16 protein-coding genes and 1 pseudogene are annotated in these 14,618 nt (G+C 66.9%); 9 read left to right on the top strand and 8 right to left on the bottom strand.

All coding sequences use genetic code 11. The features are described from left to right. Positions 1–10: 10 nt before the first annotated feature. From BN13_RS04865 to BN13_RS20730, 6 genes and pseudogenes are all read right to left on the bottom strand, one after another. Positions 11–418, bottom strand: a complete 408-nt coding sequence (locus BN13_RS04865) for a type II toxin-antitoxin system VapC family toxin (protein ID WP_048544893.1) — start codon at positions 416–418, stop codon at positions 11–13. Positions 419–420: 2 nt separating this feature from the next. After that, on the bottom strand, positions 421–651 hold the full coding sequence (locus tag BN13_RS04860; RefSeq protein ID WP_157038443.1) for a hypothetical protein: 231 nt from the start codon (positions 649–651) through the stop codon (positions 421–423). Between the two features lie 55 nt (positions 652–706). Continuing rightward, on the bottom strand, positions 707–1,132 hold the full coding sequence (locus BN13_RS20745; RefSeq protein ID WP_321162926.1) for an MFS transporter: 426 nt from the start codon (positions 1,130–1,132) through the stop codon (positions 707–709). Continuing rightward, entirely contained in the window at positions 1,111–1,509 is a 399-nt protein-coding gene (locus BN13_RS20740; protein ID WP_321162925.1) for an efflux MFS transporter permease, read from the bottom strand. Before BN13_RS20740 ends, BN13_RS20745 begins: the two co-directional genes overlap by 22 nt. A 46-nt stretch (positions 1,510–1,555) precedes the next feature. Continuing rightward, a pseudogene (locus BN13_RS20735) lies at positions 1,556–1,807 on the bottom strand (MFS transporter); the annotation flags it as partial. Continuing rightward, entirely contained in the window at positions 1,783–2,010 is a 228-nt protein-coding gene (locus BN13_RS20730) for a hypothetical protein (protein WP_321162893.1), read from the bottom strand. The gene BN13_RS20730 and the pseudogene BN13_RS20735, both read right to left, overlap by 25 nt. Before the next feature lie 95 nt (positions 2,011–2,105). Between BN13_RS20730 and BN13_RS04850 the strand changes: the two genes are divergently transcribed. Further along, positions 2,106–2,786, top strand: coding sequence for a TetR/AcrR family transcriptional regulator (locus BN13_RS04850; protein ID WP_048548892.1), 681 nt, complete (start codon positions 2,106–2,108; stop codon positions 2,784–2,786). Positions 2,787–2,870: 84 nt separating this feature from the next. Here BN13_RS04850 and BN13_RS04845 read toward each other — a convergent pair whose 3' ends face one another. Beyond that, complete coding sequence (locus BN13_RS04845; protein WP_235433940.1) at positions 2,871–4,277, bottom strand: NAD(P)/FAD-dependent oxidoreductase; 1,407 nt, start codon at positions 4,275–4,277, stop codon at positions 2,871–2,873. 33 nt (positions 4,278–4,310) lie between these two features. Continuing rightward, on the bottom strand, positions 4,311–4,790 hold the full coding sequence (locus BN13_RS04840) for an Lrp/AsnC family transcriptional regulator (protein WP_048544885.1): 480 nt from the start codon (positions 4,788–4,790) through the stop codon (positions 4,311–4,313). A gap of 194 nt (positions 4,791–4,984) precedes the next feature. Between BN13_RS04840 and BN13_RS04835 the strand changes: the two genes are divergently transcribed. The 8 genes from BN13_RS04835 (at position 4,985) to BN13_RS04800 (ending at position 14,615) form a co-directional block, all read left to right on the top strand. Beyond that, on the top strand, positions 4,985–6,430 hold the full coding sequence (locus BN13_RS04835) for a gamma-aminobutyraldehyde dehydrogenase (protein WP_201329046.1): 1,446 nt from the start codon (positions 4,985–4,987) through the stop codon (positions 6,428–6,430). 12 nt (positions 6,431–6,442) lie between these two features. Continuing rightward, entirely contained in the window at positions 6,443–7,678 is a 1,236-nt protein-coding gene (locus BN13_RS04830; protein ID WP_048544882.1) for an ABC transporter substrate-binding protein, read from the top strand. Beyond that, positions 7,678–8,859 carry an ABC transporter ATP-binding protein gene (locus BN13_RS04825; RefSeq protein ID WP_048544880.1) on the top strand — a complete coding sequence of 394 codons (1,182 nt, stop codon included), beginning with the start codon at positions 7,678–7,680 and terminating at the stop codon, positions 8,857–8,859. The genes BN13_RS04830 and BN13_RS04825 overlap by 1 nt, the downstream gene beginning before the upstream one ends. Further along, positions 8,856–9,764 carry an ABC transporter permease gene (locus BN13_RS04820; protein ID WP_048544877.1) on the top strand — a complete coding sequence of 303 codons (909 nt, stop codon included), beginning with the start codon at positions 8,856–8,858 and terminating at the stop codon, positions 9,762–9,764. Before BN13_RS04825 ends, BN13_RS04820 begins: the two co-directional genes overlap by 4 nt. An 83-nt stretch (positions 9,765–9,847) precedes the next feature. Continuing rightward, positions 9,848–10,624 carry an ABC transporter permease gene (locus tag BN13_RS04815; RefSeq protein WP_048548890.1) on the top strand — a complete coding sequence of 259 codons (777 nt, stop codon included), beginning with the start codon at positions 9,848–9,850 and terminating at the stop codon, positions 10,622–10,624. An 81-nt stretch (positions 10,625–10,705) separates the two neighbouring features. Continuing rightward, positions 10,706–12,004 (top strand): saccharopine dehydrogenase family protein, encoded by a 1,299-nt coding sequence (locus BN13_RS04810; protein ID WP_048544875.1) that lies wholly within the window; start codon positions 10,706–10,708, stop codon positions 12,002–12,004. Positions 12,005–12,021: 17 nt separating this feature from the next. Next, the gene (gene speB / locus BN13_RS04805; protein ID WP_048544873.1) at positions 12,022–13,080 is read left to right on the top strand and encodes an agmatinase; all 1,059 of its coding nucleotides are present in this window, start codon (positions 12,022–12,024) and stop codon (positions 13,078–13,080) included. A gap of 71 nt (positions 13,081–13,151) precedes the next feature. Next, complete coding sequence (locus BN13_RS04800; protein WP_048544871.1) at positions 13,152–14,615, top strand: NAD-dependent succinate-semialdehyde dehydrogenase; 1,464 nt, start codon at positions 13,152–13,154, stop codon at positions 14,613–14,615. Positions 14,616–14,618: the final 3 nt, after the last annotated feature.

Raw genomic sequence — 14,618 nt, 5'->3', positions numbered from 1 at the left:
ACAAAGCGACTCATGCGGGCCAGGTCTCGATGGCGGCAGGGAGGCCCGGCGCGCGCGCGAACTTCGCATCGTCTGTCAGGAGCGGGAGGCTGAGTGTCGCGGCCAGCGCGACGTAGAACGCGTCATACCCGGTGAGATTGTTGCGCAGGGCCACGACGTGGGCTTGCAGAGGTTGCATGGGATGCCGGACGATCGGCAGGTCTGCATAGTCGGCGAGCATCTGCTCGGCCCGCTCAAGCGTGATCCGGATGGTCAGCTTCGAGGTGATGAGCAGGCCCCGAATTGCGGACGCGACCTCCGCGTCGATCAGCGTCGGCGCGTGCACGAAGCGCTCACGCCGGAGTCGATCACGCAGCGGCCCGTCACCGCGCCGGTTCTGCAGGAGTCGAACGACGATCGAGGCGTCGACGACCACCACAACTAGGTCCGGCCCTCCGCAATGAGTTCCCGTATGTCGGTCCCGTCGGCGCCGACGCTTGCCCGTGTGGCGATGCGGTCGAGGATGGCCCCTATCTCGGGTCGGGAAGCATCGTGGTGGATGAGTTCGCGCAGGTAACTCGATAGCGAGATGCTCCGCGCCGCCGCGCGATCGCGCAGGACATCGAGTTCTGCGCTGGGCACGTCTCGGACCTGCACGATCTCGGTTCGCATGAGTGCCACCCTACGCCACTGCATGAACCCTGCATGCAGTCGACCGCGCTCCACGTCAGGCTCTGGCGGACTCCTTGGTATCGCGGGAGTCGGTGAGGGTGGATGCGCCATACAGGGAAATCACCCCGGCCAACACCGCGAGGACGAGGTATGCCGCGCGCTCACCCTGGAAGAACTGGCTCGCCAGCGCGGTGCTCCAGACGCCGGCCGGCAGGGCCGCGCCCATGGCGGCGGCGAGCACGGTGCCAATGACCGCGATGCCGAGGCAGGTGCCGATCTCCTGGGCGGTGTCGTTCAGCGCGGCCCCAATGGAGGTTCGGTTGGCGGGCATGGCGTTGACGAGTGCGATCGCGCAGATCGTCATGATCACGCGCAGGCCGAGCGTCATACCGACCATGGCGGCGGCGATCGCGAGGTAGCCGTCCGTCGCCGCGACGGCCAGCCCGACTAGCGACGCGGTCAGCGCGACCGCACCCGCCATCGTCGCGACCCGGTGACCGAAGCGCGCGGCGGCCCACTCGGCGTCGCGACAAGCATCGTCACGATGAAGGGGAGGTTGGCGAGGCCCGCGCGCACGGGCGACCAGCCGAAGGCGTACTGGAAGTGCAGCACCAGCCCGAACATCGCGCCGACCATGGCCACGCTGCCGCTGAGCTGCGCGAGGGCCGCACCGCGAATCGTCCTGCCCCGCAACAGGGTCAGGTCCAACATCGGATGCTCGGCGGACGCCTCGCGCCCGATGAAGGCGATCACCGCGACCACCGCCCCCACGACGCACACGAGCGTCGACGGCGCCGTCCAGCCCTGCTCCACGCCGCTGGTCAAGGCATAGCTGAACAGGCCGAGGGCCAAGCGCAAAACCGCTCATCCCGACGACAACCATCAGCGTGATCGCCCGCATGCGCAGCGCCTCGTCATCGAAGAGCCGGAAGACCAAGGACATCGTCACCGGCGCCACAGCGGCCGCCGCGACCCCCAGGGCCGCCCGGAGCGCAACGAGGTCCCCGATGCTCGACACAAGCGGCACCAGGGCGCTGATCGCCCCGAAGGCCGCCAGCCCGTACGACAGGATCCGGCGCCGGCCGAAGCGGTCCGCGAGCGCGCCCGCGGTCAGCAAGAGCCCGCCGAAGGTCAGGGCATAGCGCCGGTCACCCATTGCAAGGCGGTCGTGCTCGCATCGAAGGAGCGGCCGATCGTCGGCAGGGCAATGGTCAGGATGGTGTTGTCGACCATCTCGACGAAGAAGGCGAGTGCCAGCGCCAGCAGTGGCACCCAAGCCGCCCTCAGCGACGGGTAGATCCGGGCCGAGGGGAGGGAGACCTCCGCAGTCTCGGTCGGCGGCGTGGTGATGGTGGTCATTGCTAGCTCCTTCTCGAACGACGTTCTACTCTCGAATGTTGTTCGAGGATAGAACGACGTTCGAGAAACGGCAACTTCCGTGGTTCGATGGACGTATGCCGCCCGCTCGCCGCGCCCGCTCGACTCACTCCCTCCCGGCCATCCTGGAGGCCGCGGTGGCGATCCTCGATGAGTCCGGGGAGGAGGCGCTGACCTTCCGATCCCTGGCTGCGCGCTTGGGTGGGGGAGTGGGCAGCGTCTACTGGTACGTCTCCGGCAAGGACGAACTGCTCGACCGCGCAACGGATCTCGTCATGGGCGAGTTGGTCGTCCAGGCCGACCGCATCGCCACCGGCCCGAACCCGATCGCCAACCTCCGCGCCCTCGGCCTGGCCCTCTTCGAGGCGATGACCGCGCGGCGGTGGCTCGCGGCATACCTCATGAGAAGCGTTGACATGCAACCGAATTCAATGCGCGTTTATGAGCACTTCGGCCAGCAGGTGCAGCGGCTCGACCTGACCAGCCGCCAGCGATTCCACGCTGTCTCCGCGATCGTCAGCTATGTCGTCGGCGTCGGCTCCGAGATGAGCCAGGGCCCCACGGGTGTCCCCGACGATGAGCGTGCCGCGATGATGGCGGAGTATGTCGCCGCGTGGCGCGCGTTCGACCCGGCCGAGTATCCGTTCATCCACGAGGTCGCCGACGAGTTCGAGCACCACCAGGACACCGAGCAATTCCTCGCGGGCCTCGACCTGCTGCTCGCCGGGGTTCGGTTGCAGCACGAGTCCGCGGGCTGACCGCGGACATTTGGAATACCAATCGAACTCTGGTGGCCGGATCTGAACGATCCACCGGCGGCATTGGTATTCCGCCTGTCTGCCTCAGTGCCCGGTCAGCGCCTCCAGCGCCCCACCCAGCCGCGCCGGGCGGCCGGTCAGCGCCTCCTCGCGGTCCGCGAGGGCGGCCAACCGGAGCCCGCCATTGACTCCGAGCCAGCGGAAGGGCTCCGGCTCCCACTGCGGTGAACGGTGCCCCACCCACGGCAACCGCGTCAGGGCCGTATGCCGCCCGCTCACCAAGTCGGCCAGCGTGCGCCCGGCCAGATTGGTCGCCGCGACGCCGTCACCGACATACCCACCGGCCCACCCGACGCGCGTGGCCGGGTCATAGCCCACCGACGGATGCCAATCCCGCGGTATGCCGAGTGGCCCGCCCCATGCGTGCGTGAACTGAGTATCACCGAGCTGAGGAAGCATCTCCCGCAAGGCTTTTCGCAGCGACGCAAATACTCCCTCGTCACCATCGAACTCCGGGCGCACGCCCGATCCGAAGTGGTAGGGCGCCCCCCGACCGCCGAAAACCAGCCGGTCATCCTCGGTGCGCTGGCCGTAGACGATGACATTCCGGTAGTCGCTGAAGACCTCCCGCCGAGCCAGCCCGATGGCATCCCACGTCGCGGCGGGCAGTGGCTCGGTCGCGACGATCAGCGAATAGACGGGCGCCAGCCGCCGCCGCAGGCCGGTCAACTGCGCGGTGTAGGCCTCGGTTGCCCGCACGATGTGCCCGGCACGCACCGTCCGCCCGTCAACCAGCCGCACCTGCCCCGGCGAGGCGCCCGCGACGCGCACGCCTTCGACAATGCGACCACCCAACCGTTGAACGGCCGTCGCCAGCCCGTCCACCAGTGCCCTCGGCTGCACCCGCGCGCAATGCGGATTCCACGCCGCGCCAAGGACATTCGTCGCCGCCAGCCGCTCCCGCGCAGCGCCCGGCGGCAACCACACCGTCCCGTCGCCCCACTGCTCTCCGGCCGCCACGTCGCCGCGGGCGCGCTCGACCTGCGCCGGATTCCGCGCCAGAAATAGCGCGCCCCCCTTCACAAAGCCGACTCCCGGCAGTGCCTCCGCCGATACCACCGCGCCCACCTCGTCGACCGTATGCCGCAGCGCCGCCAGGAAATCGCGCGTCGCCTCGATCCCGTGCTGGCCCGCTAGCCGCGACGCGCCGACCGGGAAGAGCGCGGACACCCACCCGCCGTTCCGGCCGCTCGCACCGAAGCCCACATGTTCGGCCTCCACCACGAGGACCCCCAGCCGCGGGTTCGACCGCAATAGGTAGTACGCCGTCCACAGCCCCGTGAACCCGCCACCCACGATGGCGACGTCCACCTCGGCGGGAACATCGGCGGTCGCCCCGACGGGCGCCTTGGTGGGCACGTCGGTAGTGGAGGCATCGGCGCGGGGGGAGCGCGCGGCATACGACTGCGTCCACAGGCAGTTGGTGGGCACGTCAGCGGCGATGTCGCGACCCCGGGGCGAGTGTCACCGCGTGCCCCAGTTGTAGTGCTGCTTGTTGAGCTTCAAATAGACGAAGGTCTCCGTGGAGGCGACGCCGGGAAGGGCTCGGATCCGCCGACCAACCACGTCCAGAAGTTCGTCGTCGTCCTCGCACACCACTTCGCAGAGGATGTCGAAACTGCCCGCAGTGGTCACGACATACGCGACCTGGGGCAAGGCGGAGATCGCCTCGGCCGGCCCGTCCAACTCACCCTCGACGCGCACCCCGATCATGGCCTGTCGGGAGAAGCCGACCTGCAGGGGGTCAGTGACGGCGACGATCTGCATCACCCCCGTGTCCAGCAACCGCTGAACGCGCTGCCGCACAGCGGCCTCGGACAGGCCCACGATCTTGGCGATCGCGGCATACGAGGCGCGGCCGTCGGCTTGCAGCGCCTCGATGATCAGTCGGGATGTCGCGTCCAAGCGGGGGGTGCCGACCGGACCACGGTCGTTCCTGGGCATGCCCCCATCGTTGTGCAGGATTCGGTGGACCGCAAGGACAACGGCGACGGAATCCGTGGATCTTTCGGCTACATGTGTCGACTACGTAAATTCTGCGACGCGCGCGCCCGTCGGCACTAGTCCCTTGCGGCTCGGCTGGTTAGAGTTCCGTCAACCGTCAGAGTCGACGACCTTCTCGCCACCTTGGAGTCCTGGTGACCAACCCCCGTGAACTGAAGAATTTCATCGGCAACAGCTATGCCGATGCCACAAGCGATTCCCGCACTGAGCTGGTGAATCCGTCCACCGGCCAGGTGGTGGCTACCGCGCCGGTGTCGTCGGAGGCCGACGTCGACGCGGCCTACGCCAGCGCCGCGAGCGCCTTCGCGGAGTGGGGGCAGACGACTCCGAGCGAGCGCCAGCAGGCGTTGCTGAAGATCGCGGACGCGATCGAGGCGCGGGCCGACGAGTTCGTCAAGCTCGAGTCCGAGAACACCGGCAAGCCCTATGCGCTCACCGAGAGCGAAGAGATCCCGCCGATGCTCGATCAGATCCGCTTCTTCGCCGGCGCCGCTCGGGTCCTCGAAGGTCGCGCCTCCGGTGAATACATGAAGGGCATGACGAGTTGGATTCGGCGCGAGCCGATCGGCGTCGTCGGGCAGGTCACCCCGTGGAACTACCCGATGATGATGGCGGTCTGGAAGATCGCGCCGGCGCTCGCCGCGGGCAACACCGTCGTCCTCAAGCCGAGTGACACCACCCCGGAGACCACCCTGTTGCTGGCCGAGATCGCGGCCGAGTTCCTCCCCGCGGGCACCTTCAACGTCATCACCGGCGACCGTGAGACCGGGCGCGCGCTCGTCGAGCACCCCACGCCGGCGTTGGTCGCGATTACTGGCTCTGTTCGGGCCGGCATCCAGGTCGCCGAAAGCGCGAGTGCCCAGGTCAAGCGGGTTCACCTCGAACTCGGCGGCAAGGCTCCGGTCGTCGTCTTCGAAGACGCCGACATCGAAGCGGCCGTCGAGGGCATCGCCGTCGCCGGCTACTTCAATGCGGGCCAAGACTGCACGGCAGCCACGCGGGTTTTGGTCGCCGACGGAATCCACGACGACTTCGTCGCCGCCCTCGCGGCATACGCCAAGGACAATGCCAAAGTCGGTATGCCGGACGATCCCGACGCGCTGCTCGGTCCCGTCAACAACTCCCGCCAATTGGCGCACGTGAGTGGGTTCATCGACCGTCTCCCGGCGCACGCGAGCGTCGCGGCCGGCGGCAACCGCCTCACCTCCCTCGGTGACGGCTTCTTCCTTGAGCCGACCGTCCTATCGGGTCTGCGGCAGGACGACGAGGCGATCCAGAACGAGATCTTCGGCCCGGTCATCACGGTGCAGCGCTTCAGCGACGAGGCAGAGGCGCTCGGGTGGGCCAATGGGGTCGACTACGGCCTGGCGTCCTCGGTGTGGACGAAGGACTTCGGCCGGGCGATGCGGATGAGCAAGGCCCTCGACTTCGGCTGCGTGTGGATCAACACCCACATCCCGCTGGTCGCCGAGATGCCTCACGGCGGGTTTAAGCGCTCGGGCTACGGCAAGGACTTGTCGATGTATGGCTTCGAGGACTACACCCGCATCAAGCACGTCATGGCCAACATCGAGAGCTAGGACGCACTCCCGGTGAATCGTCGTATCCCCCCGACGGACCCTGCCGCTCGGGCGCTGATCCGAAGTGCCCGAGCCGCGCAGTTCAGCCGTCGCAACCTGCTGTCTGTCGGCGCTATGGGTGCCTCCGCGGCGGCGCTGGCCGCCTGTGCCCCCCCGAAGCCTCCGTCCGGTGGCCTGGCAAAACTCAAGTTGCCCACCGACGTCTCTGCCCAGGAGAAGATCGTTCGCTGGGCCAACTGGACCGCCTACCTCGATTACGACGACACCACCCAGAAGTACCCGTCGCTTGAGTCCTTCATCAAGAAGACCGGCATCCAGGCGACCTACTCCGAGGACATCGACGACAACGACTCGTACGTCAGCAAGGTCCGACCGCAACTTGAGGCTGGGCAGGACATCGAGAAGGACATCATCACGCTGACCGACTGGATGGCCAATCGCCTGATTCGCGATCAACTGATCCAGCCGTTGGAACTGATCCAGATGCCCAATGCGGGCAATCTGCTCCCGGCGCTGCGCGACGTCTCGTTTGACCCGGGCCGCAATTACAGCCTGACGTGGCAGTCGGGTTTTGCCGGGATCGGTTATGACAAGGCCAAGGTCGGCCGGGAGTTGAAGTCCCTCGACGACTTGTTCTCGCCCGATCTCAAGGGCCGGATCACGGTCCTGTCGGAGATGCGCGACACCCTTGGCTTGATTATGGCGTGGCAAGGCGTCGACATTGCCGGCAACTGGGGTAAGCCGGAGTTCGACAAGGCCATTGCGAAGGTGGATGAACTCCTCACGGGCGGTTTCATCCGTCGCGTGAAGGGCAACGCTTATATGAACGACCTCAAGAGCGGCAACGCCATCGCCGGCATCGTCTGGAGCGGCGACCTCTTCATCCTGCGGGCGGAGACCGAGAACGACAACTGGGAGTTCACGATCCCGGAGTCCGGCGGAACGCTGTGGTCGGACAACCTCATGGTTCCGATCACCTCGACGCACCGACGCAATGCGGAGGCGTTGATGAACTACTACTACGACCCGGCCGTCGCGGCCGAGGTCGCGGCATACGTCAACTATGTCTGTCCGGTGATCGGTGCCCAGCAGGAGATGGAAAAGATCGACCCCGATCTGGCCGAGAGTCCGCTGATCTTCCCCAGCCAGGACTACCTCACCAACAGCAATATCAAGGGTTTCCGTGCGCTGACGCCGGCCGAAGATGCCGAGTACAGCGCCGAGTGGGCAAAGGTGGTGGGCAACTGATGTCCGGCTTTCGTCAGGCTCAAGGTGACTTGCGGCTCGAGTCGGTCACCAAGGCGTTCGGTGACTTCAAGGCGGTCGACGACCTGTCCTTGACCGTTCCGCGCGGCTCGTTCTTTGCGCTCCTCGGTCCGTCGGGTTGTGGCAAAACCACGACACTGCGTATGGTCGCCGGTCTCGAACAACCCACCAGCGGCCGGATTCTCATCGGCGACACCGACCTCACCGGGTCGCGTCCCTACGAGCGTCCGGTCAACACGGTTTTCCAGTCCTATGCGCTCTTCCCGCACCTGACCATCCGCGACAACGTCGCCTTCGGGCCCAAGCGCCGCGGCCACAAGGATGCCGCGACGTTGGCCGACGAGGCGCTGGTGTTGGTGCAGCTGCCGCATCTCGCCGGGCGCAAACCGACGCAGCTCTCCGGTGGCCAGCAGCAGCGGGTGGCCGTTGCTCGGGCGCTGGTCAACCGGCCCGAGGTGCTCCTGCTCGACGAACCCCTCGGCGCACTCGACCTGAAGCTGCGTCGCCAGATGCAGGTGGAGCTCAAGCGCATCCAGACCGAGGTCGGCCTGACCTTCATCCACGTCACCCACGATCAGGAGGAGGCCATGACGATGGCTGACACCGTCGCGGTGATGAACCACGGGCGGATCGAGCAGATGGGGGCGCCCGCCCGGCTATACGACCTGCCGTCGACGGCCTTCGTCGCCAATTTCGTCGGTCAGTCAAACCTCGGGGTCGGCACGATCTCGGGCACCGACGGCGACTTCCTGGTCGCCGATGTCGGGGGGTCGCGCGTGAAGATTCCCCGGAGCCGCAGCCGTGTCCAGCAAGGCCCCGTGATGTTCGGCGTGCGCCCGGAGAAGGTCCGGATTCACCGGGACCGTCCCACCGGTGTCGGCAGCGACATGCAGGCCACCGTGCGGGACGTCTCCTTCACGGGGGTCGCCACGCAATACCTGGTCACGGTGGCGAGCGGCGCGACCTGGAGCGTCTACGAGCAGAACCTCGACGTCGAGCCGATCGACCTGCACCCGGGTGACCAGGTGTGGCTGTCGTGGGATCCCGGCCACGCGTTCGGCGTCCCCGCCGAGGGAGCCGAGGTGCCCGATGGCCCGGTGCTCGCGGACGTGACGATCACCGAACCGCACGTGGGTGCGGCCCCGATTCAGGACGCTCCATGAGCGCAGTTGTCCATGGGCCCGGGGCGCCCGCCGCGCCCGCCGGCCCGGACACGGCAACCCGGGCGAAATTTCTCCCGTATCTGTTGCTGCTTCCGGGCGCGCTCTGGCTGTTGATCTTCTTCGTCATCCCGTTGGTGCAGTTGTTCACCGTTTCCCTGCAGTCGCAGTTCCCGGGCTATCCGGGCTACTACTACCGGGATGTGAACTTCAAGAACTATTGGGCGGCGTTGACGGAGTTCGCGCCGCACTTCGGGCGGTCGTTGTTGTTCGCCGGCATCGCGACGTTCTTCGCGTTCGCGTTGTCCTATCCGCTGGCCTATGCGATGGCCTTCAAGGCCGGACGGTGGCGAGGGCTCATGATGATTTGCATCATCGCGCCCTTCTTCACCAGCTTCATTCTCCGCACGATCGCATGGCGCCAGATCCTGGCGGACGAAGGCCCGGTGGCCAAGGTTCTGAACACCTTGCACGTGCTTCCGGGCGGGCACATCACCGAGACGTGGATGGCGGTCGTGGCCGGTCTGACCTACAACTTCCTGCCGTTCATGGTGCTGCCGATCTATGCGTCCCTCGAACGCGTCGACCCGAGGGTGATCGAGGCCGGCGGGGACCTGTACGCCAACGGCTTCACGACCTTCCGGACGGTGACCCTGCCGATGAGTATGCCGGGCGTGCTCGCCGGGACGCTGCTCACCTTCATCCCCGCGGCCGGCGACTATGTCAACGCCGAACTCCTGGGGTCCGACCGCAGCACCAAGATGGTCGGCAATGTCATCGAGAGTCAGTTCTTCAAAGTGCCTGGCGGCTATCCGACGGCCGCCGCGTTGTCCTTCACGTTGATGGCGCTGATCCTGGCGATGGTCTTCGTCTATGTCCGCCGCTTCGGAACGGATGAGTTGGTATGAGCGCGGTGACGCAGAGCCGGGGATCGGCATACAAACCGTCCACCGGCAAACGAATCCAGGCCTGGCTGGCCGACCGCTTCGCGATGATCGCCGCGGTGCTCGTGTTGCTTTATCTGTTCGTGCCCGTGGCCTACACCTTCGCCTTCTCGTTCAACAACTACAAGAAGTCGAATATCACCTGGAACCCCGAGGGCAGCCCGACGCTGAAGCACTGGAAGAACCCCTGCGGCGCGCCAGGCGTGTGTGACTCGCTGGTGAAGTCCCTGGAGATCGGGGCCATTGCCACGCTTGTCGCGACGATCCTCGGGACGCTGGTCGCCTTCGCGCTCGTGCGCTACAAGTTCGTCGGACGCGGGGCAGGCAATGTGCTGACCTTCGTGCCGATGGCCACGCCGGAAATCGTCATGGGTGCGTCGCTGCTGACCATCTTCGTCCAGGGCTTCTCCCGGGTCGGCCTGCAACTGGGCTTCTGGACGATCGTTATCGCGCACATCGTCTTCTGCCTCAGCTTCGTCGTCGTCACGGTGAAGGCGCGGGTCCAGTCAATGGACCCGCGACTGGAGGAGGCTGCCCAGGATCTGTATGCCGGACCCACCGCGACGTTCTGGAAGGTCACCTTCCCGCTCGTGCTCCCGGGCATCGTCGGCGCGGCGATGCTGTCGTTCTCGCTCTCCTTCGACGACTTCATCATCACCAACTTCGTGTCCGGCTCCGAGACGACCTTCCCCAAGTTCGTCTACGTGTCCTACCTTCGCGGGATCCCGGCCCAGGCCAATGTGGTCGGCTTCTCGATGTTCGTCATCGCCGTCTCGCTGGTTATCCTCGCTCAGGTCATCGGCAACGCCCGAAAACCCAAGTAGGCGGCGGGGGCCGGCCCCCGCGCGCCATACCGACTCACGAGAAAGGGCGAACCGGAGCCCGGCATTAAGGAAGTGAATCCCATGCGGATTCTCATGATCGGCGCCGGCGGCGTCGGCGACGCAGCAGCCAAGATCGCGGTGGAACGGGACTTCTTCGACGTCTTCGTTGTCGCGGACTACGACATCGAGCGCGCCCGGCGCACTGTGGACGTGGTCAAGGAGCGTCGGCCGGGGGAGAACCGCTTCCACGCGGTCGCCGTCGACGCCTCGGACTCCGACAATGTGGCGGCGATGATCCGGCTGACCGGTGCCACGCATGTGCTCAATGCGGTGGACCCCCGCTTCGTCATGACGATCTTTGCCGGCTGTCTAGCGGCGGGCGCGAACTACCTGGACATGGCGATGTCGCTCTCCCAGCGGCACCCCGCGCAGCCGTTCGCCCTACCGCACGTGAAGTTGGGCGATGAGCAGTTCGCGCAGGCGAGCGACTGGGAGGGCCGTGAGCGGCTGGCCCTGGTCGGCATCGGGGTCGAGCCCGGACTGTCCGACGTCTTCGCGCGCTATGCCCAAGACAACCTCTTCGGCGAGATCGACGAACTCGGCACCCGCGATGGCGCGAACCTCGCCTACTACGGTCCGGACGGATCGGAGGCCTTCGCGCCGGGCTTCTCGATGTGGACGATCATCGAGGAGTGCCTCAACCCGCCGGTGGTCTGGGAGAAGGCACGCTCGGAGAAGGGTGGCTCGTTGGAGGCCGGCTTCTTCACGTTGCCGCCCTTCAGCGAGCCGGAGATCTTCGACTTCCCCGAAGGCATCGGGCCGGTCGAGTGCGTCCAGGTCGAGCATGAGGAAGTCCTGCTCATGCCGCGCTGGCTGGACGCGAAGCGGGTCACCTTCAAGTACGGCCTCGGCGCCGAGATGATCTCGATCCTCAAGGCGCTCAAGGCTCTCGGACTGGACTCGACTGAACCGATCACGATCAAGGGCGTGCAGGTGGCACCGCGCGATATCGTCGCCGCCGTCCTGCCCGACCCCGCGACGATCGGGCCACAGTTGACCGGCAAAACCTGCGCCGGCGTGCACGTCACGGGTGTGGGCAAGGACGGAAAGCCGCGATCGACCTACCTCTATCACGTGGCCGACAACGAGGTCACGATGCGCGACTATGGCGCCCAGTGCATCGTCTGGCAGACGGCGATTAATCCCATCGTGGCACTGGAGTTGCTGGCCCAGGGGGTGTGGTCCGGTGTCGGCGTCCTGGGCCCGGAGGCATTCCCGGCCGAGCCCTTCCTGGAGTTGCTTGCTGCGCCCAAACCCGACGGGTATGGCTCGCCGTGGGGTCTGCAGGAGGTCGAGGCGGCACCTGCAGTGGTCGCATGAGGTTCTAAGGTGACGGCATGTCTCGCTATGGCGCGCAGTTCGGTCCGGACATCACCTTCCTTGGCGTCGACCGGTGCGACCTCGATGAGCCGCAGTCGTATGCCGATGCCGACGTCGTGATCCTCGGCGCCCCTTTCGATGGGGGCACCTCGCACCGGCCCGGGACGCGCTTCGGACCGCAGGCGATCCGGATGACGGATTACCTGCCGCACGACGGGTCACGCCCCTCGCTCGCGCTGCGCGTCGACGGCCTGCAGGATCTGCGGGTCGTCGACGCGGGCGATGTCGAAATGTATTCCGGCGACATCGAGAGGTCGCTGCCTGCTCTTGAGGCTGCCGTGACGAAAGTCGTTGCGGCAGGGGCGATTCCGATTGTGCTCGGCGGCGATCACTCGATCGCCTTCCCGGACGCCAAGGGCTGCGCGAATGTCCTCGGCCAGGGAAGGGTGTCGATGATCCACTTCGATGCGCACGCCGACACCGGCAATATCGAGTTCGGCTCACTGTGGGGACACGGCCAGCCGATGCGCCGCCTCATCGAGTCCGGGGCGTTACGCGGCGACCGCTTCCTCCAGATCGGCCTGCGCGGATATTGGCCGCCACCGGAGACGCTGGACTGGATGGCGCAGCAGCACATGCGGTCATACGAGATGACCGAGATCGTCCACCGCGGGCTAACCGAGTGCTTGACGGAGGCGTTCGCTATCGCCACCGACGAGTGCGAGGGTGTCTTCCTCTCGGTCGACATCGACGTCTGCGATCCCGGGCACGCGCCGGGTACCGGCACGCCGGAGCCGGGCGGGCTGTCCGCCCGGCAACTCCTCGACGCGGTGCGGCGGATCTGCCTGGAGTTGCCCGTATGCGGTGTGGACGTCGTTGAAGTCAGCCCGCCCTATGACCATGCTGATATCACCGCGGCTCTGGCGAACCGCGTTGTCCTCGAAGCGCTTTCGGCGATCGCCCGCCGCCGCCAGGACGCCCGCGATGGCACCAAGTGGGACCCCGCCCTGCCCCTGCTCTCCGGCCGCGCCGCCGCCATCCCCGAAGGCCACCTCGGCCACTCGCACGACCACTGAGGTGCTGAGTTGGGGCCTGGCGGGCATCCCGTGGGTAACCACGGGCTTGCACCCCGGATACGATCGGGCGTATGCCCGCACTGTCGCAAAAGGCGCTCCTGGAATCTGTCCCCACGCAGTTGTTCATCGGGGGTGAGTGGCGGGGCGCGGAGGCGGGCGCGACGCTCGATGTGTACGACCCCGCGACCGGGCGCGTTCTCACGTCCGTCGCCGACGGATCGCCCGCGGACGGTATGGCAGCCCTCGACGCCGCCGTTGCGGCACAAGCGGATTGGGCCAAGGTCGCGCCGCGCGATCGCAGCGAGTTGCTGCGCGCGGCATACGAGAAACTCGTCGAGCGCACCGAGGAGTTCGCGCTCTTGATGACCCTGGAGATGGGCAAGCCGCTCGCCGAGGCCCGCGGCGAGGTCGCATATGGCGCGGAGTTCTTCCGCTGGTTCGCCGAGGAGGCCGTCCGCATTCATGGGCGGTATGCCGTGGCCCCCAATGGCGCGACCCGCCTCATCACGACCAAGCAGCCGGTCGGGCCGACGCTGATGATCACGCCCTGGAACTTCCCGCTCGCGATGGGCACGCGCAAGATCGGCCCCGCCATCGCCGCGGGCTGCACCATGGTCGTCAAGCCCGCGCACGAGACCCCGCTGTCGATGCTTGCCCTGGCGCAGTTGCTGGAGGAGGTCGGGCTGCCCAAGGGCGTCCTCAATGTCGTGACCACCAGCCACTCCGGCGCCGTCATGGAGCCGCTGATTCGCGACAGCCGCGCCCGCAAGCTCACCTTCACCGGCTCCACCGGCGTCGGCAAGAAGCTCGTCGAGCAATCGTCCGAGCAACTGCTGCGCCTCTCGATGGAGCTCGGCGGCAATGCACCCTTCCTCGTCTTCGAGGACGCCGACATCGATGCCGCCGTCGCCGGGGCGATGCTCGCCAAGATGCGCAATATCGGTGAGGCGTGCACCTCGGCCAACCGCTTCTTCGTCCACGAGTCGGTCGCGGCCGAGTTCTCGGAGAAATTCGCCGCCCGGATGGGCGCACTGACCGTCGGCAAGGGCACTGTCAAGGGTGTCGAGGTCGGTCCGCTCATCACCGAAAAGGCCCGCGCCGGCGTTGACGAACTCGTCCAAGACGCCGTCGCGAAGGGCGCCCGCGCACTCACCGGCGGCGCGCCCGTCCCAGGCAAGGGCTTCTTCTACGCCCCGACCGTCCTCGCCGATGTCCCCGCCACCGCGCGCGTGTTCGGCGAGGAGATCTTCGGCCCCGTCGCCCCCATCACGACCTTCCGCGACGAGTCCGATGCCATCGCCCGCGCCAATGCCACCGAGTACGGCCTGGTCGGCTACCTCTTCACCAAGGACCTCGCGCGCGCCATCCGCGTCGCCGAGGCGCTGGAGTTCGGCATGGTCGGCATCAACCAGGGCATCGTCTCCAACCCGGCCGCGCCATTCGGCGGCGTCAAGCACTCCGGGTATGGCCGCGAGGGCGGCTTCGAGGGCATCGACGAGTACCTCGAAACCAAGTACATCGGAATTGCCCTCTGAGAG

Origin of the sequence: Nostocoides jenkinsii Ben 74 (genome assembly GCF_001046875.1) — a bacterium.
GTDB classification, from domain to species: domain Bacteria; phylum Actinomycetota; class Actinomycetes; order Actinomycetales; family Dermatophilaceae; genus Nostocoides_A; species Nostocoides_A jenkinsii.
The sequence above is the reverse complement of the archived record's forward strand: the minus strand, read 5'-3'. Positions and strand labels throughout refer to the sequence as shown.

Excerpts from the sequence above, each read along its gene's own strand:
- BN13_RS04860 (WP_157038443.1), bottom strand. The coding sequence starts at position 651 with ATGCGAACCGAGATCGTGCAGGTCCGAGACGTGCCCAGCGCAGAACTC.
- BN13_RS20745 (WP_321162926.1), bottom strand. The coding sequence starts at position 1,132 with ATGGCGGGTGCGGTCGCGCTGACCGCGTCGCTAGTCGGGCTGGCCGTC.
- BN13_RS20730 (WP_321162893.1), bottom strand. The coding sequence starts at position 2,010 with ATGACCACCATCACCACGCCGCCGACCGAGACTGCGGAGGTCTCCCTC.
- BN13_RS04850 (WP_048548892.1), top strand. The coding sequence starts at position 2,106 with ATGCCGCCCGCTCGCCGCGCCCGCTCGACTCACTCCCTCCCGGCCATC.
- BN13_RS04840 (WP_048544885.1), bottom strand. The coding sequence starts at position 4,790 with ATGCCCAGGAACGACCGTGGTCCGGTCGGCACCCCCCGCTTGGACGCG.
- BN13_RS04825 (WP_048544880.1), top strand. The coding sequence starts at position 7,678 with ATGTCCGGCTTTCGTCAGGCTCAAGGTGACTTGCGGCTCGAGTCGGTC.
- BN13_RS04820 (WP_048544877.1), top strand. The coding sequence starts at position 8,856 with ATGAGCGCAGTTGTCCATGGGCCCGGGGCGCCCGCCGCGCCCGCCGGC.
- BN13_RS04815 (WP_048548890.1), top strand. The coding sequence starts at position 9,848 with ATGATCGCCGCGGTGCTCGTGTTGCTTTATCTGTTCGTGCCCGTGGCC.
- BN13_RS04810 (WP_048544875.1), top strand. The coding sequence starts at position 10,706 with ATGCGGATTCTCATGATCGGCGCCGGCGGCGTCGGCGACGCAGCAGCC.
- speB (WP_048544873.1), top strand. The coding sequence starts at position 12,022 with ATGTCTCGCTATGGCGCGCAGTTCGGTCCGGACATCACCTTCCTTGGC.
- BN13_RS04800 (WP_048544871.1), top strand. The coding sequence starts at position 13,152 with ATGCCCGCACTGTCGCAAAAGGCGCTCCTGGAATCTGTCCCCACGCAG.